Genomic DNA, 21,083 nt, shown 5'->3' on the forward strand with positions numbered 1-21,083 from the left:
CTCGCGACGGCCGCGCTGATCACGTCCTTGGCCACCAGCGACGGCAGTCCGGTCGCGCTGGTGAGCTCGTCGCGCAGGTGGAAGTCGTTCCAGCCCGGGATCAGCGGAGGACGCACCACCACCCCGGTCTCGGCGTCGATCGGCCCCGGCGCCGCGACTCCCACCCCGATCACGCGGCCGGGATCGACACCCGGCGTCGCGAGCACGGCCCGGATGGCCTCCAGGATCACCGCCAGTGTCGCCTCCGCGTCACCGTCCGGAGGCGACGGCCTCCGCTCGTGCTCGACCACCTCGCCCTCGAGGTCGAGCAGCACGCAGGTGATCACGGTCGGGTCGAGATGCACGCCGACGGCATAGGCGCCGGCGGGGTCGAGTCGCAGGAGCGTGCGCGGCTTGCCGGGGCTGCCCTCGCTCTGCTTGCCGGCCTCCCGGATGAGCCCCTGCGCGAGCAGCCGGCGCGTGACATTGGTCACCGTCTGCGCCGACAGTCCTGTGACCGAGGCGAGCTCGACCCGGCTCAGGCCGCCTCCGGAGCGGCGCACCGCGTCGAGCACCACCGTCTCGTTGAACGCGGCGATCGCGGGGAGGTTCGCTCCCTTGGGCACGGCTCCTCCTCCGCGTGGGGCTTCGGGCACCCGGCGCTTCCTCGTAATATACCCACGCGCCGGTCGGTCTCTGCGCGCGGGCTCAGCAGCGGGGCAGCAGCGGGCTCAGCGGCGGGCGGAGGTCCGCTCCCGCTCGGCGAGCACGCGGCCCGCGGTCTCGGCCAGCAGTGCCCGCACGCGTGCCAGCCCGGGGTCGGTCGCGGAACCTGCCCGGATGACCGCGTAATCGTTGCGTACGACCGGGACCGCGAGCGGGAGCAGTCGCACGCCCTCGGGGACCTGCGCGATGGTCAGCTCGGGCACGAGCGCGACGCCGACGTCTGCGCCGACGAGCGCGAGGAGGACGGCGAAGTCGGTCGCCTCCGCCACCGACCGCGGCGCGAACCCGGCGAGCCCGCACGCCCGCTCGGTCATCTCGTAGCAGGTCCATCGCCGGTGGGGAACGACCCAGTCGTACTCCGCGAACGCCCGGAGGTCCGCCGGGCCGCTGGTGACGGCCGGATGACCGTCGGGCACCGCGAGCCAGACCGGCTCGACCGCGATGAGCGTCGCGACGAACCCGGGGCCGGCCGTCTCGCCCATGTTCGAGTAGGCGTGCGTGAGGGCGACGTCCACTTCGCCTGCGGCGAGCGCCGACAGCGCGTCGCGTGGTTCGAACTCGAGCAGCTCCATCCGGAGGCCGAGGTCGCCGTCCCCGCGCAGCGTCCGCCAGGCGTCGGCCACCACGGTGCGCGCGATCGAGGGGAACGCACCCACCCGGTACGTCCCCACCGCGCCGTCGCGCAAGGCGGCGACCTCCAGCTCGGCGAGCGAGAGCAGGTCGGAGACCGCGCCTCCGTGGGCGGCGAGCGTGCGGCCCGCCGCGGTCAGGGCGAGACCGCGGCCCCGGCGCTCGGTGAGCGGGACGCCCAGCTCGCGCTCGAGGGCCGCCAGCTGCATCGACACTCCGGGCGGCGTCAGGTGCAGTTCGGCGGCGACGGCAGCGACCGTGCCGAGCCGGTCGAGCTCGGACAGCATCCGGAGTTTCCGTGCGTCCAACACATCATTGATTCTTACGCGTTCCACCATGCAAAGTAAATGGATTTTTCTGATCGTTGCCCCGAGGGTGGAGTCATGAGTTCGGCAACCATCGCCCGCGTCCGCATCGTGACCGCCGGGATGCTCGTCGTCGTGCTGTGGGCCAGCGCCTTCCCCGCGATCCGCGCCGCCGCACCCGAGCTCGGCCCTTTCGGACTGGCCCTCGTGCGCACTGCGACCGCGTGCGTCGCCCTGCTCGCGGCCGCGCCGTTCGCCGGCGTGCGCTGGCCGGCTCGACGCGACCTGCCGCTCATCGCAGCCTGCGGCGTGATCGGGATGGCCGCCTACCAGGTGCTCCTGACCGCCGGGGAGCTGACCGTGCCGGCCGGCACGGCGAGCCTCATCGTCGCCGCCGCACCTCTCGTGAGCGTGGCCATCGCCGCCGGCGCCTTCGGCGAGCGTCTCACCCCGCTCAAGCTGATCGGCAGCGGCGTCGCCCTGGGAGGCGTCGCGATCGTCTCGGTCGCGCGGTCGGGCCTCACGCTGAGTGGGGCGGTGTGGCTGGTGCTGGCGGCGATGGTCGTGCAGGGCGTCTACCACCCGCTGACGAAGCCGCTCCTGCGCCGCTACTCAGGGCTGGAGGTCGCCACCTACGCGATGGTCGCCGGCCTGATCCCGCTGCTCGCAGCGATCCCCTGGTCTTCGCCGGCGCTGGCGTCGGCCGGCCCGGAGGCGTGGCTGGGCGCGGCCTATCTCGGCCTGCTCCCGTCAGCGGCCGGGTTCGTGCTCTGGGGTTACGCGGTCGCACGCCTGCCGATGGCGACCGCGACCTCGCTGCTCTACCTGGTGTCGCCTGTCGCGGTGGCGATCGCCGCGGTCTGGCTCGGCGAGGTTCCGCAACCGGCGGAGCTGCTCGGCGGGGCCGTGGTGATCGCAGGCGTCGCGGTGATCGGCTTCAGTCCGGCGCGCCGCCGGACGCCGTATCCTCGTCGGTCTCGGCGTCGTGGTGGCGCTGCTGCGACGGCTCGTCCCCGTCCGGCCGATCCGGCTCCTGTCCGTGCTCCGCGTCGTGCGCCGTGAGGTCGGCGCTCGTCATCTCGCGCTCATCGGGGTCCAGGTCGCCCCGTTCCGTCGGATCCGTCATCGCAACTCCCTCCGTGAACCTCGCACGGTAGACCTGAGCGACCCGGAGGAGAACCACCGCCGACTTCCACCGGCACCCCAGCACGCGCTCAGCCTGGTGGGGCAGGGTGAGTCGCGTGGAGATCGTGGTCGACGTCGTGCTGCTGGTGCTCGCCGTTCTCGCGGTGGCCGCAGGCTGGAGCAACGGCGCCATCCGGGCCGCCGGAGCGCTGATCGGCCTCGGCGTCGGCCTGGCCATCGGCCTCCTGCTGGCACCGATGGTCGTCGATTGGATGGCGTCCTCCGGACTCACCGGGGTGAGTCAGCGATCCATCGTCGCCGCCGTCGTCCTGCTGGTGTGCGCCGCCGTGGTCTACGCCCTCGCCACCGCCGCGGCGTCGGTGATCGGCAAGGTGCTGCGGCGCGGGCCGATCCGCTGGGTCGACTCGCTGATCGGCGCCGTGCTCGGCTTCCTCACGTGGGCCGTGGTCGTCTGGCTCGTCGCCGGCTTCGCGATGGCGACCAGCCTCGCGACCGTCGTGCAGGCGGCCAACTCCTCCCGCGTCGTCTCCACCCTGAACGGCATCGCGCCGCTCCCCTCCTCGACCGTCCTGGGCGCGGTCGACGACGCGCTCGCGGGGGCCGGCCTCCCGAAGGTGTTCGAGGGCGGCGAGTCGATCAAGAGCATCGCGCCGCCGGACTCGACCGTCCCTCCCGGAGTGGCGAAGTCGCAGCAGTCCGTGGTGACGGTCCTGGCCTCCAAACCCGCGTGCGGCGTGGACTCCGAGGGCAGCGGCTGGGTGGTCCAGCGCGGCCGCGTGGTCACCAACGCGCACGTCGTGGCCGGCGCGTCGTCTGTCGTCGTGCGCGAGTCCGGCGGCACCACCGTCGACCGCGCGACGCTCGTGGCCTTCGATCCGGAACGCGATCTGGCGGTGCTCGATGTCACCGACCTGAGCGCGCCCGCACTCGACATCGGCCAGGATCTCGGCGCCGGCGACCAGGCGTACGCCGCCGGCTACCCCGGCGACGGCCCGTTCACGATCACGCCGCAGCGCGTGCGCGACCAGCTCACCGCCCGCGGTACCGACATCTACCAGAGCGGGGTGGTCGAGCGGCAGATCTATTCGCTCCGCGGCTCCATCCGTCCCGGCAATTCCGGTGGCCCGCTGCTCGATCAGACCGGCGATGTCGTCGGTGTGGTCTTCGCACGGTCGACCGTCGACCCCGAGACCGGCTACGCGCTGACGCTCGACGAGCTGCGCCCGGTGCTCGGCTCGGTCGGGCCGACGCCGATCAGCTCCGGAGCGTGCACAGCGGGCTGACGGCGCGGCCTCCCGCGTGGTTGGCTTGGTCGCATGAAGGCTGTCAGCTACGCGTCCACCGGTGATTCCGACGTCCTCGAACTCGGCGAGCGCCCCGAGCCGCATGCCGGAAACGGCGAGGTGCGCGTGCGCATCCACGTCTCCGGCGTCAATCCGACCGACTGGAAGGCCCGGCAGGGTTCCGGTCCGTCCGAGCTCCCGCGCCCGCAGGTGCCGAATCAGGACGGCGCCGGGGTCGTCGACGAGGTCGGGCCCGGAGTCACCGACCTCGCACCCGGCGATCGGGTGTGGGTGTGGGACGCCGCTTATCAGCGGCCGGACGGCACGGCCCAAGAGCTGGTCGTCCTCCCGCGGAACCTGGTCGTGGCGCTCCCGGACGGCGTCGGCTTCGACGTCGGGGCGTCGCTCGGGATCCCGGCCCTGACGGCCCACAGGGCGCTCACCTCGTCCGAGTCGGTTCCGGACGAACTGGCACCGGGCGCCCTCGAGGGCCGGACCGTCCTGGTCGCCGGCGGCGCCGGCGCTGTCGGTCACGCCGCCATCCAGCTGGCCGTCTGGGCCGGAGCGACCGTCATCGCGACCGTCAGCAGCCACGACAAGGCCGAGTTCGCGCGTGCCGCCGGCGCCCACCACGTCGTCAACTACCGCGAGCCCGACACGGCGGAGGCGATCGGTGCGCTCGCGCCGCGCGGCATCGACATCGTGGTGGAGGTGAACGTCAGCGCCAACGCCGAGCTCGACACGAGGGTCGCCGGCCGCAATGCGACGATCGCGAGCTACGCGGACGCGCCGGGATCGACTGAAGTCACGATCCCGATCCGCCCGTCGATGCAGAAGAACCTGCGATGGCAGTTCCTGCTGACCTACACCGTGACGCCGGAGGCGAAGGAGGCCGCCGTGCGCGCCGTGTCTGCGGCGGCCGCCGCCGGCGCCCTGCCCGTCGGGGCGGAGCACGGCCTCCCGATCACGCGTTTCACGCTCGAACAGACGGCCGCGGCCCACGACGCCGTGAAGGACGGCATCGTGGGCAAGGTGCTCATCGACCTGACGTGACCGGCTCCATCGCTCGCGCCGAGCGGGCGAGGCGGACGATCTGCACCACCATGGCGACCGCCGCGGCCACTGCGATGGCCGCCGCGTAGCCCAGAGCGGTCGGCAGGAGGCCGATCGCCCCGATCAGTTCGCCGGCTGCGAGCGCGGGCACTCCGTAGGCCAGGTAGCTGACGAGGAACACCCCGGCGAAGAGTTCGGCGCGCTGATCGTTGGGGGCGAGCGGCGCGATGATCCGGAGCATCGCCGAGAAGCCACCGCCGAACCCCGCGCCCGCGACGACGGCGCCGGCGAACAGCACGGGGAGCAGACCGCCGGCGATCCCGACCGCGGCGATCGCGACTCCGATCATGACGGCCGCCATCGACCACACCGTGGTCGTGCGCGCCGGCGCTCGCGTCAGCAGCAGTCCGGCCACGGCGCCGACCGCGGGCGGAACCGCCACGATCGCGCCGTTCAGCAGTCCGGAGTCGAGGTGGAAGATGCCGTGCAGGATGGAGGGCGACAGTCCGATGAAGAGCCCGGCGAGCATCCAGGTCGCGATGAACAGCGGCAGGGCCGCCACGAACTCCCCGCGCGCAGCCCGAGGGATGAACAGACGCGGCGTGAGCGACCGCAGTGCGCCCGGTCGCGGCGAGACGGTCTCGGGCGACGCCACCACGACGACGATCCCGGCGACGAACAGCAGCGCGAGCGTCACGAAGACGAGCGTGGTCGGCTGCGCGGTGAACTGCACGGCAAGGCCGGTGAAGAAGGCGCCGAGCGCGATGCCGCCGACCGGGGCGGTGGACCCGATCGTGGCTCCGAGCTTCTTCTGGCGCTCCGGTGCGAGTTCGACGAGCGCCGCGGTGAAGGTGCTCATCGCCGCCCCGGTCGCCACACCCTGAACGGATCGGGCGGCGATGATCGCGCCGATGTCCTTGGAGAAGAGGAACATCAGCATGGCCGCGGCCTGGAGGACGAGGGCGCCGATCAGCACCGGGCGTCGGCCGATGTGGTCGGAGAGCGACCCGGCGACGAGCAGCGTGATCAGCAGCGTGACGGCGTAGATGGCGAACGCGACGGTCAGGAGCCACGACGGGAAGCCCCACTCCTGCTGGTAGAGCACGAAGAGCGGGCTCGGCGCGCCGACGGCCAGCGCTACGGCCACGAACGCGAGCGCGGTTCCGGTGAAGGCGGCGACCGGGCGGAGCCGGACCGCGCGAAGCCGGGCTGGCCGAGCCGCGGCCTGGGCCCGGGCGACGACGGCGATTCCGCCCGTGGCGTCGGTCGGGCAGGCGTCTCCTGCAGTGGACATCTGAGCCTCCTAAAAGCAAATTAAATTGCTTTAATGGACTATAAAGTGGGATCTGTCAAAAAGCAACAAGATTTGCTTTAAGCTATTCCCATGACAACGACCACACCGTCGAAGCGGACGGGCGGACGCAGCGCCGCGGTCATCCACAGCGTGCGCACCGCCGTCGAGGAGCTCGTCAGAGAGAAGGGCAGCGAGCGCGTCACCGTGCCGATGATCGCCGAACGCGCGGGCGTCAACCCGACCAGCATCTACCGCCGCTGGGGCGACCTCCCCACCTTGCTCAACGACATCGCCACCTACCACCTCGACCCCGACCGCCCCCTGGCCGAGCGCGGCGACCTCCGCGACGACCTCACCGACTGGGCGAGCGGGATCGTCACGCACTTCCGCAAACCGGTCAACGCAGCGCTTCTGCGCGGCGGCGCCGGCGCAGCGGGAGAGCGCACGTCCGACTGCCTGCGCAACCGGCGGGTGGAGGCCGCTGCGCTGATCGCGCGTCACCCCGAGACCTCCGTCACCGAAGACGACGTCATGGACGTCGTGATCGCGCCGATCGTCAACCGCGTCATCTTCCAGCCGTGGACGCTCGGCGACTCCACAGCGGACGACATGGTCGCTCGACTCTTCCGCGCGGGAGCGGGCGCGGCCGACTAACCTCGACAGGGTGTCCAGCCCCCGTACCTCCCAGGAGCGTGCGGCCGCGCGCTCCGGCTGGGCGGTCGGCATAGCGACCGCCCTCTACGGCATCTCCTTCGGCGCGCTCGCGACCGTATCCGGGCTCGACGTGTGGCAGGCCTGCGTCCTCAGCCTGGTGATGTTCAGCGGTGGGTCCCAGTTCGCGCTCATCGGGGTCCTCGCCTCCGGTGGCGTCGCGGCCGGGGGCACGGCGATCGTGAGCGCTGCCCTCCTCGGCGTCCGCAACTCGTTCTACGCCCTCCGCCTCTCCCGCATCATCGGCCCGGGCTTCTGGAGGCGAACAGCAGCGACTCAGCTCACCATCGACGAGTCGACGGCCGTCGCGACGGCCCAGACCGAGCCGCGCGCGCAGCGCATCGGCTTCTGGGTGACGGGTCTCGTCGTGTACATCGGCTGGAATCTCATGACTCTCGCCGGCGCCCTGCTCGGCAATCTGATCGGCGACGTCAAGGCGTACGGCCTGGACGCGGCGGCCGCAGCGGCGTTCCTCGGGCTTCTCTGGCCGCGGCTCCGCGCGCGCCAGACGCAGGCCGTCGCGGTCGCCGCCGGCTTCGTCGCCACCCTGCTGACTCCGTTCCTCATGCCCGGCCTCCCGGTGCTCGCTGCGGCGGTGGTCGCGATCGTCTTCGGCGCGTTCAACCTCTTTGGCAGACGCGACGACGGTCAGCACCCGGACCCGATCCCGATGGAGCGGGAGGTCGAGCCATGACCACCTGGAACATCATCCTGCTCGGGTCCATCGCCGTGCTCGCCCTGAAGGCCGCAGGCTGGCTGGTCCCGCCCAAGGCGCTCGACCACCCGACGGTCGCGCGCACGAGCGATCTGCTCACAGCGGCGCTGCTCGCGGCGCTGATCTGCGTGCAGACGCTCGGCGCCGGCCAAGCACTCGAACTGGACGCCCGGCTCCCCGCGATCGCCATCGCCGCGGGCCTCTACGCCCTGCGCGTCCCGTTCATCATCGTGGTACCTGCCGCGGCCGTGGTCGCGGCCCTCATCCGGCTGCTGACCTGATTCGGCAGCGCCGGTGGGACGGGTGTCGGCGGCTCTCCCTAACGTTCTGACGTGAGCGCATCCTGGCACCCCGTGGCGAACGCGCAGCCGACGGAGTGGCTGCTCAGCCAGGGCGCACTCGGCACGCCGTACGCGGTGGTGCGCCGGTTCGCGTTCGGCGATCCGAACCGCCCCGACATCTGGTTCCGAGTCGTCACCTGGGCTCCCCGATCGGAGGGTCGTGAGCTGATCGGCTGGTGCCGCACCCTGGAGGCTGCGACGGCCGTCGGATGGGACCACCGCTGCGCCGCGGAGTCCTGGCGCCACCACATGGCCAAGCGGCGATCGGACACCGCCACGATGGCCGCACAGCGTCCCAGCGCGGCCGAGCTGGTGCGCTTCTACCGCGCAGCGCTCGCGGCGCGAGGAGCGCGCACATTGCGCCCCTCGCCTTCGAGGGCGACCATGGGGCAGTGAGCGAGATGCCCGAGAGAGACGACGTCGACCCCGCCGACGGCCGCCCGGAGTCCGAGGAACAGCGGGCGGATCGCAACTGGAGCGAGATCCTGCAGGAACTGCGCGTCACGCAGACCGGCACGCAGCTCATCAGCGGCTTCCTGCTCGCCATCGCCTTCCAGCAGCGTTTCGGAGCGCTGTCTTCGTTCCAGGTCGGCTTCTATCTCGTCCTCGTGATGCTCGCCGCGGGCTGCACGGCGCTCGGCCTCGCGCCGGTCGCCCTGCACCGCCAGCTCTTCCGTCACCACGAGAAGGTCCAGTCGGTCTCCATCGCCAACCGATTGTTACGCATCACGATCGCGTTGGTCGCCTTGCTCACATCCGGAGTCGTCTTCTTCGTCTTCGATGTGACGCTCGGCCTGGTGGCAGCCCTGGTCGCCGGGGCGGGGATCCTCGTTGTTCTCGTGCTGCTGCTGCTCGTCTTTCCGGCGAGCGTGCTCAGCCGGCTCCGCCGGCGCTCGGCGTGAGGGTCGCGAGGAGGTCGCCGAGGATCCGCTCCATCAGCTCGATCGCCGAATGGTCGGAGGCCGCGAGGGCACGTGCGAAAGCGAGCACCCGCTCGCGGGATGCGGCAGCGGCGCCGACCTCGGACAGCGCGACGTAGCGGATGAACCGCGGAAGCAGCGCCTCGATCGTCTCCGCGAGCACGCGGTCGTGGATGCCACCGAGGAACGCGCTCGTCGCGCGCTGAAGCGAGTCGATCGTCGATGTGGACGACTCCCGCTCGAGCCGTTCGGCGATCACCGTCAGCTCGAGCTCGGTGTCGACGTCGAGTTCGTCGAGCGACATCCGGATGGCCGCGGGCAGCAACAGTCCCAGCACACCGATCACGCTGCGGATCTCCCCGTCGTCCAGGGGCGCCACCAGCGTGTAGCGGTTCGGCGCAGTGTGGATGAGGCCGACCTGAGAGAGGCGGCTCACCGCCTCTCGCACCGGGGTTCGCGAGACGCGCAGAGCCTCGGTCAGCTCGGCGTCTTTGAGGCGTTCGCCGGGAGCCAGGTCGCCGGCGATGATGCCCGCCAGAAGGATCGCGTAGACATCGTTTCGCAGGAGGCGCCTGTCTGCCGCGAGCGAGGGGAACCGCGCGCGGAGTTCGTCGAGGGTCATAGAGGCTCGTTTCATGAACTCAGTGTTTGATCTGGTATATTTGAAGTTTAGCAAGAGGAATCAGAACTGAGCAAACCGATCGTTCCACCCCCGATCCTTCCCCGAGGAGACCCGACCCCATGCCGATGCCCACCGATCACGTCGCCCGCATCTCGCTGTCCGACGAGGCCTATGTGAGAATCGAGGCCGCCATCATGGACGGCACACTCGAGCCGGCCGAGCGGCTCCGCGACTCCGACCTGGTCGAGTGGCTCGGCATCTCGCGCACTCCCATCCGTCACGCGCTCGACCGACTCGCCGAGCAGGGTCTGGTCGAGATGGAGCGCAACCGGTTCACGCGCGTCGCCGCTTTCGACACCGTCGGCGTGCTCGAATCGGTCCAAGTGGCCGGCGACCTCTGGGCCGGTGCGGCCCTCCGCGGCATCGCTGTGTGGGACGACGGAGACGACGACCTCGTCGGCGACATCCAGACCGACCTCGTGGAGGCCGCGACGAACGACGACGCCGTCCGCTTCGTCACGATCTTCGAGCACCTCGTCGTCGCGTTCGCGCGCATCGAGGGCAACAACGTCCGCATCCGCGCGCTCGGCAACGTCCTCCCCCAGGTACGCCGCCTGGGCCGCAAGCTGCACGGCCGGCTCGACCCGCTGGCGGTCGCCCGCTTCACCCGCGAACTGCGCGAGGCCACCGCGAAACGCGACGGCGCGACCGCTGTCACGCTCATCGACGACTACGTGACCCGCATCGGAGAAGTCCTCGCCGAGCTCTGACGGACCCGTGGCACCACGGCCCCGGCATATCCGTGACAGCCCGGATGCCACCCCTCCGCACCGGTCCTAGCCTGGAGACACGCTCGGCCAGGGGGAATGTCCAGGGGGGACGACAGAAGGCCGGTCCCAGGGGGGACCGGCCTTCTGCCTCGTTCAGACGCTGATTACTTGGTCAGCGGCTCCAGGGTCGGGTCGTTGGCGTACGCCTCCGCCGCGTTCTCCTTGGTCACGATGACCGGCTTGAGGAGGTAGGCCGGGACGACCTTGACGCCGTTGTCGTACGACTTGTCGTCGTTCGTCGCCGGCTTCTTGCCTGCCTGCAGGTCCTTGACCATGTCGATGGCCTGCTTGACCAGGTTGCGGGTGTCCTTGTTGATGGTCGAGTACTGCTCGCCCGCCATGATGGACTTGACCGACTCGGCCTCCGAGTCCTGACCGGTGACGATCGGGACCGGCTTGCCTGCACCCTTCACCGAGGTGATGATGGCGCGGGCCAGGGTGTCGTTCGGCGAGAGGACGCCGTCGAGCTCGGCCGAGCCGTAGTTGCCGGCGAGCAGGGTGTCCATACGGGTCTGCGCGTTCTGCGGCAGCCAGCCCTGCGTGGCGGTGGCCTTGAGCTCGGTCTGCTTGGAGACGACCGTCAGCGTGCCGTCGTCGATCTTCGGCTTGAGGACCTTCATGGCGCCGTCGAAGAAGACCTTCGAGTTGGCGTCGTCGGGCGAGCCCGAGAACAGCTCGATGTTGTACTTGGTCTTGCCCGGGTACTTGGCCTTCATGCCGTCGAGCAGGGCCTGACCCTGCAGCTCGCCGACCTTCTCGTTGTCGTACGCGACGTAGTAGTCGACGTCCTTCGAGTTGAGGATGAGGCGGTCGTAGGCGATGACCGTGGCGCCGGCGTCGTGCGCGGCCTTGGCCTGCGCGGTCAGCTGGCCGCCGTCGACGGCACCGATGATGATGACCTTGGCGCCGTTGGTGATCATCGACTGGATCTGCGACTGCTGGTCGGAGACACCGGAGCCACCGGCGTACTGCACGTCGCCCTTGAAACCGGCCTCCTTCAGGCCGTCGGTGAACAGGCCACCGGCGAGCACCCAGTTCTCCGACGTCTTGGTCGGGAGGGCGACACCGATCGTCGCGTCCTTGGCGAAACCGGACGCCGTCGACGAGCCGGACGAGCCGTCACGGCTCGAGCAGCCCGACAGGGCGAGCGCGGCGGCAGCAGCGACAGCCACTGTCGCGAGTGCGAATTTGCGCATTGCGTTCTCTTTCTCTGTGTTGGATGGTGCAGGGGTAATCGGGTAATGAACTGCAGGTCAGGAGGTCAGGGAGCGCGAGGAGTCCTCGGCGCTGTCCGACGTGGGGACGACGGCGGGCTGGTCCGCACCGGCGGCGTCCAGACCGGACTCCCGCTTGCGGCCGCCGCCGAAGAGTCTGCCGATCAACGACGGGCCTCCACGGCGGTGCGAGTAGACGTCGATGCCGACGGCGATGAGGAGGACGAGGCCCTTGATGATCTGCACCTTGTCGCTGGTGACGCCGAGCAGCTGGAGGCCGTTGTTGAGGACGGCGATGACCAGACCACCGACGATCGAGCCGGCGACGGTTCCGATGCCTCCGGAGACCGCGGCACCACCGATGAACACGGCGGCGATCGCGTCGAGCTCCCAGCCGAGGCCGTCCTGCGGGCCGGAGGAGACCGACCGCGCGACCGCGATCATGCCGGCCAGCGCGGCGAGCACCGACATGTTCATCATCACGTAGAAGTTGACGCGACGGATCTTCACGCCGGAGAGCTCAGCGGCGTGCGAGTTGCCGCCGACCGCGTAGATGTGGCGGCCGAAGATCGTGTTCCGCGTGACGAACGAGTAGAGGATGATCAGCACGCCGAGGATGATGCCCGAGACCGGGAACGAGGTGCCGACGCGGCCGCCCGCGAACAGGAAGGTCGCGTAGAGCACGACGGCGTCGAGCACGATGACCTTGAAGACGCTGACCCAGAGCGGCGCCTTCTCGGAGCCCATCTTGCTCTGGTTGCGACGGGTGCGGACCTCGAGCAGGGCGATGACGACCGCGATGATCAGGCCGAGCAGAAGCGTCGAGTTGTTGAAGCCGGTGTCCGGGCCCCACTCGGGCAGGAACCCTCCCCCGATGAAGGTGTAGGCGTCCGGAACCGGGATGGTGTTCGCGTTTCCGATCAGCTGGTTGAGGCCGCGGAAGATGAGCATTCCGGCCAGGGTCACGATGAAGGCCGGGACCCCGACGTAGGCGACCCACCAGCCCTGCCAGGCGCCGATCACGACGCCGACCAGCAGGCCGAGGATGATGGCGACCGGCCACGGGAAGTGCCACTCGGTCATCGACTTGGCGACGATGATGCCGACCAGGGCGGCCACCGAACCGACCGACAGGTCGATGTGCCCGGCGATGATCACCATGACCATGCCGATCGCAAGCACCAGCACGTAGACGTTCTGGTTGACCAGGTTGATCAGGTTCACCGACTCGAGCGTTTTGCCGCCGGTGAGGATCTCGAACAGCACGATGATGACGACGAGGGCACCCAGGATGCCGAACTGCCGTCCGGTGGACTGGCCGCCGCCGAACATCTTGCCGAGGTCGCGGATCCCCCCGGACTTCTTCTTCTCTGCGATCTGAGTGGTCATTATCGGGAACTACCCTTCGTGGCGGGGCTCTTCTTGGCGGAGGTCATGCTCTTGAGGAGCGTTTCGGGGGTCGCCTCCGCGATCGGAAGCTCGTTGGTGATCTGGCCCTCGAAGATCGTGTAGATGCGGTCCGAGATGCCGAGGAGCTCCGGCAACTCGGAGGAGATGACGATGACGCCCTTCCCCTGGGCTGCGAGCGCCTGGATGATGCCGTAGATCTCGTACTTGGCGCCGACGTCGATGCCTCGGGTGGGCTCGTCGAGGATCAGGATGTCCGGGTCCGTGAACATCCACCGGGCGAGGACGACCTTCTGCTGGTTGCCGCCGGAGAGGGTCGCGACGCCGCGGTCGACGTCGGGCGTCTTGATCCGCAGGCTCTTGCGGTACTCCTCGGCGACCGCGTACTCCTGCTGGTCGTCGACGACGCCGCGCTTCGCGATCTTCTTCAGCTTGGCCGCGACGATCGACTGCTTGATGTCGTCGAGGAGGTTCAGGCCGAGCACCTTGCGGTCCTCGCTCACGTAGGCGAGACCGTTGTCGATCGCCTCGGAGACGTTGCGGACCTGGATCTCCTTGCCGTCCTTGTAGACCTCGCCGGAGACGAACGTGCCGTACGACCGGCCGAACACGCTCATCGCGAGCTCGGTGCGGCCGGCGCCCATCAGGCCGGCGAAACCGACGATCTCGCCGCGGCGCACGGTGAAGCTCGAGTTCTTGACCACGAGGCGGTCGGCGATCTGCGGGTGCTGGACGACCCAGTTGCGCACCTCGAAGAGGGTCTCGCCGATGTTCGGCGTGCGCTCCGGGAAGCGGCTCTCGAGCGTACGGCCGACCATCCCGCGGATGATGCGGTCTTCGTCGACGCCGTCGCCCTTGACGTCGAGGGTCTCGATCGCGCGGCCGTCACGGATGATCGTGATCTCGTCGGCGACCTTCTCGATCTCGTTGAGCTTGTGGCTGATGATGATGGAGCTGACGCCCTTGTGCTTCAGGCCGACGATCAGATCCAGGAGGTGCGCGGACTCCGCCTCGTTGAGGGCGGCCGTGGGCTCGTCGAGGATGAGGAGCTTGACGTCCTTGTTGAGGGCCTTGGCGATCTCGACCAGCTGCTGCTTGCCGACGCCGATGTTCTTGATCTGGGTGTCGGGGTCGTCGCTCAGGCCGACGCGGGCGAGCAGCTCGACGGCGCGGCTCTTCGCGTCGCCCCAGTTGATGACGCCTCCACGACCCGGCTCGTTGCCGAGGAAGATGTTCTCGGTGATCGAGAGCTCGGGGATCAGCGCAAGCTCCTGGTGGATGATCACGATGCCCTGCTGCTCGGACGACTTGATGTCGCGGAAACGCATGACCTCGCCCTGATAGACGATGTCTCCGCTGTATGTCCCGTACGGGTAGACACCCGACAGGACCTTCATCAGCGTGGATTTGCCTGCGCCGTTCTCGCCGCAGATCGCGTGGATCTCGTTCGCGTGGACGGTGAGGGAGACATTCTCGAGCGCCTTCACGCCGGGGAACTCTTTGGTGATGTCGCGCATCTCCAGGATGACTGCGTCCGACGGCATCGTCGCTCCTTGGTGTGCTGATCGGGGTGAGCTGGCGCGTGCACGTTGTATGCATGCGCCTAAGTAGTAAACGCTAAGTTCAGTATTGGCGTCAAATAGTGAAGACAACAGATCGGTAACGGTCGGCAGACCGCACGGTACACCGATGGCGGCCAGTGGCCCACCGGATGCGACCGTCAGCAGCCTACAGCAAAATATCGACCCTCACATATCAGCGACGAACTGTAGCCGACGCTCGGCGGGGCGCCCTACTCGTTGCCGGCGAGCGCGCCCTGGATGACCAGGGCCGCCGCACCGAGGGATTCCGCGCGGTCGCCGAGCGACGAGACGCGCACCGCCGTCGTGTCGGCGATGACGGGGATGGCGTTGTGCTGGATGCCGCGCCTGATCGGATCCAGGAGAGCATCCCCGAGGCCGACCAGCGGTCCGCCGATCAGCACGAGCTCGGGGTTGATGACGTTGGCGATGTTGCCGATCGCCTGGCCGATCGCGACTCCGGCGTCGCTCACCACGCGGAGTACCGCCGGGTCGCGTTCACGTCCGCGCTTGAGGATGTCCGCAGTGCTGACGGGTGCGTTCACGCCGTGCCCGAGCGTCTCGATCATCACGCTGGTCGACGCGATCGTCTCCAGGCAGCCCCGGTTGCCGCAGCGGCAGATGACGCCCTGCTCGGTGACGGGCGTGTGGCCCAGCTCGCCCGTGATCCCGAGGAAGCCGTAGTACGGCAGCCCGTTGAGGATCAGGCCGGCGCCGATGCCCGTGCCGATCTTGACGAAGATGAGGTTGCGCACCCCACGATTCGCGCCCCACGTCACCTCTGCGAGAGCGCCGAGGTTCGCGTCGTTGTCGAGGACGACCGGAAATCGGAACACGTCCTCGAGGTCACGCAGGCGAACACCCACCCATTCCGGGAGGATGGCGCCCTGCAGCACGGTCCCGGTGCGCCGGTCGATCGGACCGGGGATCCCGATCCCGACGGCGAGGACCGCCTGACGGTCGTGTGCTCCCGCGGCGAGCATCCGGTCGAGCAGCTCTGCGGCCTCCCGCACCGCACCGGCGACGTCGTAGCCCAGCGGAAGCGGCACCTCCTCCTCCGCGATGACCTCGTAGCCGAGGGTGCAGAGGACGATCCGCACGTGCCGGCGCCCGAAGTCGACGCCCACGGCGATGTCGCCCGTGTCGGTCAACTGCACCAGCAGTGCGCGCCGGCCGCTGGAGGTCACCGGAGAGGTCTCCACGACGCCCTTGGTCGTCATGTCGCGGACGATGTTGGACACGGTGGCGGTGGACAGGCCCGTCCCGCGCGCCAGCTCAGCCTGGGTGGACGGGCCGGTGGCGAGCAGGAACTCGACGAGCCGCTCCTGATTCAGGTGCCTGAGTGCGCCCTGAGACCCGGGATTGCGTGCGCCACGCGGGGGAAGACCCGGAGTGGCGGTCATAGCGATAAGCGTGAATGATCGCTGAGTTGTAGTCAAGTTGTGAACGTAACGGTTGGGCCAGCGTTGCTTCGAGTGCGTTCAGGGAGGCAGCCTCCGCCCGCCCGGCCCCCTGTCACAATGGATCCATGCCCATCCTGAACAAGGACATGCAGGTCTGCATCTCCCTTTCCGGCCGACCCAGCAACCTCGGGACGCGGTTCCACAACTTCCTCTACGACGAGCTCGGACTGAACTTCGTCTACAAGGCGTTCACCACGGACGACCTGGAGGGCGCTGTCCGCGGGATCCGAGCGCTCGGCCTGCGCGGTTGCTCGGTGTCGATGCCGTTCAAGGAGGCGATCATCCCGCTCGTCGACAACCTCGAGCCGTCGGCGCTGGCGATCGAGTCGGTGAACACGGTCGTCAATGAAGACGGGCTGCTCACGGCCTCCAACACCGATTACGAAGCAGTGGCCCAGCTGCTCGACGAGCACGCAGTCGACCCGACGTCGCGCGTGCTCGTGCGCGGTTCCGGCGGCATGGCGAAAGCGGTCGTCGCGGCGTTCCGCGGTGCGGGCTTCGACGACCTGACCGTGCTCGCCCGCAACGAGCGGGCGGGCTCGACACTCGCGGACAAGTACGGCTATGCGTGGACGGCCCAGGAGCCGGACCCCGATTACGACGTGATCGTCAACGTGACCCCGCTCGGGATGAGCGGCGCGGAGGCGGACGCACTCGCGTTCGACGACACCTTCATCGAGCGCGCGTCCGTCGTCTTCGACGTGGTCGCGTTTCCGGCGGAGACGCCGCTGATCGCGGCGGGCCGCGCGGCGGGCAAGCGCCTCATCACCGGCGCCGAGGTCGTCGCGCTCCAGGCCGCCCGCCAGTTCGAGCGCTACACCGGTGTCGCCCTGACGCCCGAGCAGGTCGCCAGGGCGTCGGAGTTCTCGCGCGCGGAGTGATCCGCTGGTCGACCCGCCCGTCTTTCGGGCAGCTTGACCCTGCCCCACGGGTCAGGGGCTACGCTTGCCGCGGAGCGGCGTGATGGCGCCGCCGTGGAGGTACGTCCGATGCAGATCAGCGAGCTGGCCGACAGGGCCGGCGTGACGGTGAAGGCCGTGCGCTACTACGAGCGTCTCGGACTGCTGGCCCCGCAGCGTCTGGCCAACGGCTACCGCGACTACGACGACGGCCAGCTGCGGGCGGCGCGGGAGATCCGCGAGCTCGCCGCCGTCGGGATCCCGCCCAGGAAAGCGGCGCCGTTCATCGCGTGTCTCGGCTCCGGTCACGCCCGCAGCGACGAGTGCCCGGCCTCCGTCGTCGCGTACGCCGACGGGATAGCCGAGCTGGACGCCGCGATCGCCGCTCTCGAAGGGCGACGCGAGCAGCTCTCGCGCCGGCTGGCCTCCGCCACCGACGCCGTGCCTCCGTCGCCCGACCAGGGCACCGGCTGCACAGTGGTCGAGTCCCTGCTCGCGCACTGAGTCCCCCTTCGGTCCTCCATCGACCGGGGGCGGGTCATCCCTCGGGATGACCATGAGCCGACCACCGGCCGATGTCCCGACGCACCGTCCCGGCTTGACTGGAGGTCGTGGCCGAGGGGTTGGCCACGGAGGGGAACGAGATGACCACGCTGGAGCACCGCCACCCGGGGGAACTGTCGCGAGCCCGGGGGGCGCTCACGACGGTGGCGGAGAACGTCTACCTCAGGCTGTTCGCGACGCTGGTCGTCCTCGCGGCCGGCGCCGCAGTCCTCGCCTTCGTGATCGGCTTCGCGCTCGACATCGTCGTGCCGCTGATCTTCGGCGACGAACTGCGCGCGCTGGCTGCGCTCCTCCCCCACTGATCGACTGCCTGCGCTGGCCCTGTTCCCACGACGCGCCGAGGCCTAGAGTCGCGGCATGTCTCTCGTGTTCTCGGCGATCGCCTCGCTCGACGGTTACACCGCCGATACCACCGGCTCCTTCGACTGGGCGGCGCCCGACGAGGAGGTCCACGCCGTCGTCAACGCTCGCGAGCGTGACGTGTCCACCTACCTCTACGGGCGCCGCATGTTCGAGACGATGCGCGTCTGGCAGGACATCGGACTGGAGAACGGCGGTGAGGACGTGCCGTCGGTGATGCGCGAGTACGCGGACATCTGGCGCGCCGCCGACAAAGTCGTCTACTCGTCGACACTGACCGGTGTGACGACCCCGCGCACACGCATCGAGTCCGCCTTCGATCCGGCAGCGGTGCCCGCGCTGGTCGCCTCAGCGCCAGGCGATGTCTCCATCGGCGGCCCGACATTGGCGGCCGAGGCCTTCCGTGCCGGACTGGTCGACGAGGTCGCCCTGCTCCTCGTCCCGGTCTCCGTCGGCGGCGGCACCCCGGCCCTGCCGACGGACCTGATGCTGCGGCTGGAGCTGCAGGAGGAGTACGCCTTCGCCTCCGGCGTCGTCCTGGTGCGTTACCGCGTCATCGCACCCGGAGCGTGACGCTCGGCCGGTCCAGTGCGGCCTCCAGATCGTGCAGGGTGACGCCGTGCTCAGCGAGTAGCGCGACAGGGTAGAAGAACACGTCGAGTCCGGTTCCGGTGTTCGGGACGTCGATGCCATCGGCCTCGAACGGAAGCGGGTGGCCGGAAGTGCGCGTGATCAGGTCGCCGTCATCGCCGAGTTCGACCGAGACGGAGCGGGTGGGCGCACCGCGTTCGAGGAAGGCCCAGCTCATGGCGGGAAGTCGCACGTCGATGGTCGCGCGATAGACGTCTCGTTGCTCGCTGAGCAGGCCGGCAGCCCAGCCGACCGTCTCGTTCGCGCCGTGCAGCAGCATCCAGCCGTTCATCGCCGAGGTGAGAACCAACAGGCCTGCACCCTCGCCGAGGTGCGGGTTCTCGCACCACGAGAACTGTTCGTCGAGGATCTCGGCCTCCAGTTCGGCCGCGAGACCTCGCGCGGGAGCGGCGGGCAGGAAGATCCAGCTCCCGCTCGCGAACACCTCGATGAGCGAATCGCTCAGCACCGGGACGTCCTCGGACACGCGAAGATTCTATTGCGCTGGGCTGCCCAGGGTCCTGTCAATCCTCTTGGCCGGTGGCGAGTCGATCCACCCGCCGCAGCGAACGGTCGACGAGAGTGATCACGAGGAAGAGCACGGCTGCGGCGAGCATGAACCACGCCAGGTCGTGGAGGCCGGCGGTGTTCGCTGTCGTGTGGAAGAACGCCCCGGTTGCAGCGGAGGCGAGCATGGCCCCGAGGTACATGAACGTGCGCAGCAGCCCGGAGGTGGCGCCCATCCGCGCCGGGTCTGCCTGGTGGAAGAGCGTGTTCTGGATCGCCAGGCTCACGATGCCCTGCGGGACGCCGACCACCACCGCGATGAGCAGGAGCGCCCAGAGCGCAGCCTCCGCGCCGACGAAGAGCAGCAGCACCGCCATCACGACCTGCCCGAGCGCTCCGACGATGAGCTTCCAGCGGATCTCCGGCCGACGCCCGAAGACCGAGGCCACGACGATGCCGACGCCGAACGTCGGCAGCAGCACGAGCCCGGCCAGTGCAGGCGAGAGCCCGCGGCCGCCCTCCAGCCACTGCGTGAAGCCGTAGAGGTAGCAGTAGCTCACCGTCGCGGCGAGCACGGATCGCGCGTATGTGACGAGCAGCGGCACGTTGCCGGCGAACACCCGTACGTCGATGAACGGATCGGGCCGATGCAGCTCCCACAGCGCGAACCCCGCTCCGAAGACCGCAGCGAGTCCGAGCAGCCAGAGCTGCGCCAGGTGGATGTTCATGAGGAAGAGGAGCAGGGAGACCAGCGTCGCGGCGAACAGCCCGACCCCCAGGAAGTCCAGCCGTCCGCGCGTCGGACGCGTCGCGTCGAGGGCGGTCCGGCGCGGTAGGAACAGCAGCGTGAGCACGAGCGACGCGAGCGCCAGCGGGATGTTGACGGCGAAAGTCGCCCTCCACCCGCCGAACTGGATGAGCAGGCCGCCGAGGGTCGGGCCGATGACGGCGATCGTTTGGGTCGTCACCGAGAGCGCCGTCAGAACACCGGCAGGGCTCCGCATCCCCGTGCGCGTCGCTTCGCTGCGGATCAGGTACATGGCGGCGGGATAACCGGCACAGGTTCCGAAGCCCAGGATCACGCGCGCGACGACGAGCACCGCGATGTTCGGGGCGAGCACACCGATCACGCCAGCCAGCCCGGTGAGGATCGCACCGGCGATCGAGAGCCGCCGCGGCCCGAACATGTCGACCAGCCGACCGACGAGCGGCTGGCCGATGGAGGTCGCGAGATAGAGGGAGGACACCAGCCAGGCCGTCTCTGAGGCCGGTGCTCCGAGCGCCGTCGCGATCGGAACCAGCGCGACCGCGATGATCGACGAGTTGATCGGGTTCAGCACCGCGCCGATCATCATCGGCGCCAGCAGCCGGCGGTCGAAGCGATCGGCCGGACCCGGCTTGGCGGCGATCAGGTCGATCACGCGCGCACCAGCTTGTCGATCAGGGCGGTCGCCGCCAGGATGGTCTGCCGCTCGTCTTCGGTCAGCAGGTCCTCCATCGCGTGCGCGAGCCACTCCCTGCGGGCGTCGAGGTTGCCGCTCTCGGCGCTGCGCCCTGCCTCCGTGAGCGCGACGAGCTGCCGTCGACCGTCGGTCGGATCGGGGGTGCGCGAGACGAGGCCGAGCTCCTCGAGCGACGCGATCGTCGTCGCCATCGACTGCGGGCGCACCCCTTCGAGCTCGGCCAGCCGTGAGGCCGTGCTGCCCTCGCCCTTGCCGATGCGCGCGAGCGCCGACGACTGCTGCGCGCTGAGTCCGGCGGGCTCGGTCGCGACCTCGCGGAGGCGGCGCCGGAGCCGGGCGAACGCGACCCGGAGGTCGAGAGCGGCACGAACGGAGGACGGCGATGGATCGGGCATATCGACAGCCTAACTGTTCAGTCTGGACTGTGTAGTTTCGACGACA

Annotated in this window: 24 protein-coding genes; 13 read left to right on the forward strand and 11 right to left on the reverse strand. The window is 69.5% G+C overall.

The window, feature by feature from the left end; all coding sequences use genetic code 11:
* Together AC0HS0_RS06990 and AC0HS0_RS06995 are read right to left on the reverse strand one after the other, a co-directional pair.
* A partial coding sequence (locus AC0HS0_RS06990) for an ROK family transcriptional regulator (RefSeq protein WP_472962741.1) occupies window positions 1–605 on the reverse strand: 605 nt, incomplete at its 3' end.
* A 105-nt stretch (window positions 606–710) separates the two neighbouring features.
* Window positions 711–1,646 (reverse strand): LysR family transcriptional regulator, encoded by a 936-nt coding sequence (locus AC0HS0_RS06995; RefSeq protein WP_472962742.1) that lies wholly within the window; start codon window positions 1,644–1,646, stop codon window positions 711–713.
* A 72-nt stretch (window positions 1,647–1,718) separates the two neighbouring features.
* Here AC0HS0_RS06995 and AC0HS0_RS07000 point away from each other — a divergent pair, with 72 nt between their 5' ends.
* The 3 genes from AC0HS0_RS07000 (at window position 1,719) to AC0HS0_RS07010 (ending at window position 5,122) form a co-directional block, all read left to right on the forward strand.
* Window positions 1,719–2,702: a DMT family transporter gene (locus tag AC0HS0_RS07000; protein WP_472962743.1), complete on the forward strand. Its 984-nt coding sequence runs from the start codon at window positions 1,719–1,721 to the stop codon at window positions 2,700–2,702.
* A gap of 179 nt (window positions 2,703–2,881) precedes the next feature.
* A complete protein-coding gene (locus AC0HS0_RS07005) occupies window positions 2,882–4,069 on the forward strand; it encodes a MarP family serine protease (protein WP_472962744.1) in 1,188 nt (395 codons plus the stop codon).
* Between the two features lie 33 nt (window positions 4,070–4,102).
* Window positions 4,103–5,122, forward strand: coding sequence for an NADPH:quinone reductase (locus AC0HS0_RS07010; protein ID WP_472962746.1), 1,020 nt, complete (start codon window positions 4,103–4,105; stop codon window positions 5,120–5,122).
* Here the strand turns inward: AC0HS0_RS07010 and AC0HS0_RS07015 are convergent.
* Window positions 5,106–6,416 carry an MFS transporter gene (locus tag AC0HS0_RS07015; protein ID WP_472962748.1) on the reverse strand — a complete coding sequence of 437 codons (1,311 nt, stop codon included), beginning with the start codon at window positions 6,414–6,416 and terminating at the stop codon, window positions 5,106–5,108. The two genes, AC0HS0_RS07010 and AC0HS0_RS07015, sit on opposite strands and share 17 nt — an antisense overlap.
* Before the next feature lie 90 nt (window positions 6,417–6,506).
* On the opposite strand from AC0HS0_RS07015, the gene AC0HS0_RS07020 reads away from it, so the two are divergent.
* The 5 genes from AC0HS0_RS07020 to AC0HS0_RS07040 are packed head-to-tail and all read left to right on the forward strand — an operon-like array spanning window position 6,507 to window position 9,085.
* Window positions 6,507–7,070 (forward strand): TetR/AcrR family transcriptional regulator, encoded by a 564-nt coding sequence (locus AC0HS0_RS07020; protein ID WP_472962750.1) that lies wholly within the window; start codon window positions 6,507–6,509, stop codon window positions 7,068–7,070.
* A gap of 10 nt (window positions 7,071–7,080) precedes the next feature.
* Window positions 7,081–7,821: an AzlC family ABC transporter permease gene (locus AC0HS0_RS07025; protein WP_472962752.1), complete on the forward strand. Its 741-nt coding sequence runs from the start codon at window positions 7,081–7,083 to the stop codon at window positions 7,819–7,821.
* Window positions 7,818–8,123 carry an AzlD domain-containing protein gene (locus tag AC0HS0_RS07030; RefSeq protein WP_472962754.1) on the forward strand — a complete coding sequence of 102 codons (306 nt, stop codon included), beginning with the start codon at window positions 7,818–7,820 and terminating at the stop codon, window positions 8,121–8,123. Before AC0HS0_RS07025 ends, AC0HS0_RS07030 begins: the two co-directional genes overlap by 4 nt.
* Window positions 8,124–8,174: 51 nt before the next feature.
* Window positions 8,175–8,579 (forward strand): hypothetical protein, encoded by a 405-nt coding sequence (locus tag AC0HS0_RS07035; RefSeq protein ID WP_472962755.1) that lies wholly within the window; start codon window positions 8,175–8,177, stop codon window positions 8,577–8,579.
* A 5-nt stretch (window positions 8,580–8,584) separates the two neighbouring features.
* Entirely contained in the window at window positions 8,585–9,085 is a 501-nt protein-coding gene (locus AC0HS0_RS07040) for a DUF6328 family protein (RefSeq protein ID WP_472963533.1), read from the forward strand.
* Here the strand turns inward: AC0HS0_RS07040 and AC0HS0_RS07045 are convergent.
* Window positions 9,057–9,740: a GntR family transcriptional regulator gene (locus AC0HS0_RS07045; protein ID WP_472962756.1), complete on the reverse strand. Its 684-nt coding sequence runs from the start codon at window positions 9,738–9,740 to the stop codon at window positions 9,057–9,059. The genes AC0HS0_RS07040 and AC0HS0_RS07045 overlap by 29 nt on opposite strands.
* Before the next feature lie 104 nt (window positions 9,741–9,844).
* Between AC0HS0_RS07045 and AC0HS0_RS07050 the strand changes: the two genes are divergently transcribed.
* A complete protein-coding gene (locus AC0HS0_RS07050) occupies window positions 9,845–10,495 on the forward strand; it encodes a GntR family transcriptional regulator (RefSeq protein WP_472962757.1) in 651 nt (216 codons plus the stop codon).
* Window positions 10,496–10,659: 164 nt separating this feature from the next.
* Here AC0HS0_RS07050 and AC0HS0_RS07055 read toward each other — a convergent pair whose 3' ends face one another.
* The 4 genes from AC0HS0_RS07055 to AC0HS0_RS07070 form a co-directional block, all read right to left on the reverse strand.
* Window positions 10,660–11,751 (reverse strand): substrate-binding domain-containing protein, encoded by a 1,092-nt coding sequence (locus AC0HS0_RS07055; protein ID WP_472962758.1) that lies wholly within the window; start codon window positions 11,749–11,751, stop codon window positions 10,660–10,662.
* Between the two features lie 57 nt (window positions 11,752–11,808).
* Window positions 11,809–13,158 (reverse strand): multiple monosaccharide ABC transporter permease, encoded by a 1,350-nt coding sequence (gene mmsB / locus AC0HS0_RS07060; RefSeq protein ID WP_472962759.1) that lies wholly within the window; start codon window positions 13,156–13,158, stop codon window positions 11,809–11,811.
* Window positions 13,158–14,720, reverse strand: coding sequence for a multiple monosaccharide ABC transporter ATP-binding protein (gene mmsA, locus AC0HS0_RS07065; protein WP_472962760.1), 1,563 nt, complete (start codon window positions 14,718–14,720; stop codon window positions 13,158–13,160). The genes mmsB and mmsA overlap by 1 nt, the downstream gene beginning before the upstream one ends.
* 248 nt (window positions 14,721–14,968) lie before the next feature.
* Window positions 14,969–16,159 carry an ROK family transcriptional regulator gene (locus tag AC0HS0_RS07070; RefSeq protein WP_472962761.1) on the reverse strand — a complete coding sequence of 397 codons (1,191 nt, stop codon included), beginning with the start codon at window positions 16,157–16,159 and terminating at the stop codon, window positions 14,969–14,971.
* Window positions 16,160–16,284: 125 nt separating this feature from the next.
* Between AC0HS0_RS07070 and AC0HS0_RS07075 the strand changes: the two genes are divergently transcribed.
* The 4 genes from AC0HS0_RS07075 (at window position 16,285) to AC0HS0_RS07090 (ending at window position 18,615) form a co-directional block, all read left to right on the forward strand.
* Entirely contained in the window at window positions 16,285–17,100 is an 816-nt protein-coding gene (locus AC0HS0_RS07075) for a shikimate 5-dehydrogenase (RefSeq protein WP_472962762.1), read from the forward strand.
* A 108-nt stretch (window positions 17,101–17,208) separates the two neighbouring features.
* The gene (locus AC0HS0_RS07080; protein ID WP_472962764.1) at window positions 17,209–17,622 is read left to right on the forward strand and encodes a MerR family DNA-binding transcriptional regulator; all 414 of its coding nucleotides are present in this window, start codon (window positions 17,209–17,211) and stop codon (window positions 17,620–17,622) included.
* A 140-nt stretch (window positions 17,623–17,762) separates the two neighbouring features.
* Entirely contained in the window at window positions 17,763–17,984 is a 222-nt protein-coding gene (locus AC0HS0_RS07085) for a hypothetical protein (protein ID WP_472962766.1), read from the forward strand.
* Between the two features lie 55 nt (window positions 17,985–18,039).
* Entirely contained in the window at window positions 18,040–18,615 is a 576-nt protein-coding gene (locus tag AC0HS0_RS07090) for a dihydrofolate reductase family protein (protein WP_472962767.1), read from the forward strand.
* On the opposite strand, the gene AC0HS0_RS07095 is transcribed toward AC0HS0_RS07090, so the two are convergent.
* Genes AC0HS0_RS07095 through AC0HS0_RS07105 form a run of 3 tightly spaced genes read right to left on the reverse strand, consistent with a single transcriptional unit; the run spans window position 18,596 to window position 21,037 of the window.
* Window positions 18,596–19,159 carry a hypothetical protein gene (locus tag AC0HS0_RS07095; protein ID WP_472962769.1) on the reverse strand — a complete coding sequence of 188 codons (564 nt, stop codon included), beginning with the start codon at window positions 19,157–19,159 and terminating at the stop codon, window positions 18,596–18,598. The genes AC0HS0_RS07090 and AC0HS0_RS07095 overlap by 20 nt on opposite strands.
* Window positions 19,160–19,196: 37 nt before the next feature.
* Window positions 19,197–20,600, reverse strand: coding sequence for an MFS transporter (locus AC0HS0_RS07100; RefSeq protein WP_472962770.1), 1,404 nt, complete (start codon window positions 20,598–20,600; stop codon window positions 19,197–19,199).
* The gene (locus tag AC0HS0_RS07105; RefSeq protein WP_472962772.1) at window positions 20,597–21,037 is read right to left on the reverse strand and encodes a MarR family winged helix-turn-helix transcriptional regulator; all 441 of its coding nucleotides are present in this window, start codon (window positions 21,035–21,037) and stop codon (window positions 20,597–20,599) included. Before AC0HS0_RS07105 ends, AC0HS0_RS07100 begins: the two co-directional genes overlap by 4 nt.
* Between the last annotated feature and the right edge of the window lie 46 nt (window positions 21,038–21,083).

It is taken from the genome of Leifsonia sp. PARNA 1/14 (assembly GCF_055720965.1).

Excerpts from the sequence above, each read along its gene's own strand:
- AC0HS0_RS07040 (WP_472963533.1), top strand. The coding sequence starts at position 8,585 with ATGCCCGAGAGAGACGACGTCGACCCCGCCGACGGCCGCCCGGAGTCC.
- AC0HS0_RS07070 (WP_472962761.1), bottom strand. The coding sequence starts at position 16,159 with ATGACCGCCACTCCGGGTCTTCCCCCGCGTGGCGCACGCAATCCCGGG.
- AC0HS0_RS07105 (WP_472962772.1), bottom strand. The coding sequence starts at position 21,037 with ATGCCCGATCCATCGCCGTCCTCCGTTCGTGCCGCTCTCGACCTCCGG.
- AC0HS0_RS07000 (WP_472962743.1), top strand. The coding sequence starts at position 1,719 with ATGAGTTCGGCAACCATCGCCCGCGTCCGCATCGTGACCGCCGGGATG.
- mmsB (WP_472962759.1), bottom strand. The coding sequence starts at position 13,158 with ATGACCACTCAGATCGCAGAGAAGAAGAAGTCCGGGGGGATCCGCGAC.
- mmsA (WP_472962760.1), bottom strand. The coding sequence starts at position 14,720 with ATGCCGTCGGACGCAGTCATCCTGGAGATGCGCGACATCACCAAAGAG.
- AC0HS0_RS07075 (WP_472962762.1), top strand. The coding sequence starts at position 16,285 with ATGCCCATCCTGAACAAGGACATGCAGGTCTGCATCTCCCTTTCCGGC.
- AC0HS0_RS07045 (WP_472962756.1), bottom strand. The coding sequence starts at position 9,740 with ATGAAACGAGCCTCTATGACCCTCGACGAACTCCGCGCGCGGTTCCCC.
- AC0HS0_RS07090 (WP_472962767.1), top strand. The coding sequence starts at position 18,040 with ATGTCTCTCGTGTTCTCGGCGATCGCCTCGCTCGACGGTTACACCGCC.
- AC0HS0_RS07015 (WP_472962748.1), bottom strand. The coding sequence starts at position 6,416 with ATGTCCACTGCAGGAGACGCCTGCCCGACCGACGCCACGGGCGGAATC.
- AC0HS0_RS07050 (WP_472962757.1), top strand. The coding sequence starts at position 9,845 with ATGCCGATGCCCACCGATCACGTCGCCCGCATCTCGCTGTCCGACGAG.
- AC0HS0_RS07085 (WP_472962766.1), top strand. The coding sequence starts at position 17,763 with ATGACCACGCTGGAGCACCGCCACCCGGGGGAACTGTCGCGAGCCCGG.
- AC0HS0_RS07010 (WP_472962746.1), top strand. The coding sequence starts at position 4,103 with ATGAAGGCTGTCAGCTACGCGTCCACCGGTGATTCCGACGTCCTCGAA.
- AC0HS0_RS07030 (WP_472962754.1), top strand. The coding sequence starts at position 7,818 with ATGACCACCTGGAACATCATCCTGCTCGGGTCCATCGCCGTGCTCGCC.
- AC0HS0_RS07055 (WP_472962758.1), bottom strand. The coding sequence starts at position 11,751 with ATGCGCAAATTCGCACTCGCGACAGTGGCTGTCGCTGCTGCCGCCGCG.
- AC0HS0_RS07020 (WP_472962750.1), top strand. The coding sequence starts at position 6,507 with ATGACAACGACCACACCGTCGAAGCGGACGGGCGGACGCAGCGCCGCG.
- AC0HS0_RS07080 (WP_472962764.1), top strand. The coding sequence starts at position 17,209 with ATGCAGATCAGCGAGCTGGCCGACAGGGCCGGCGTGACGGTGAAGGCC.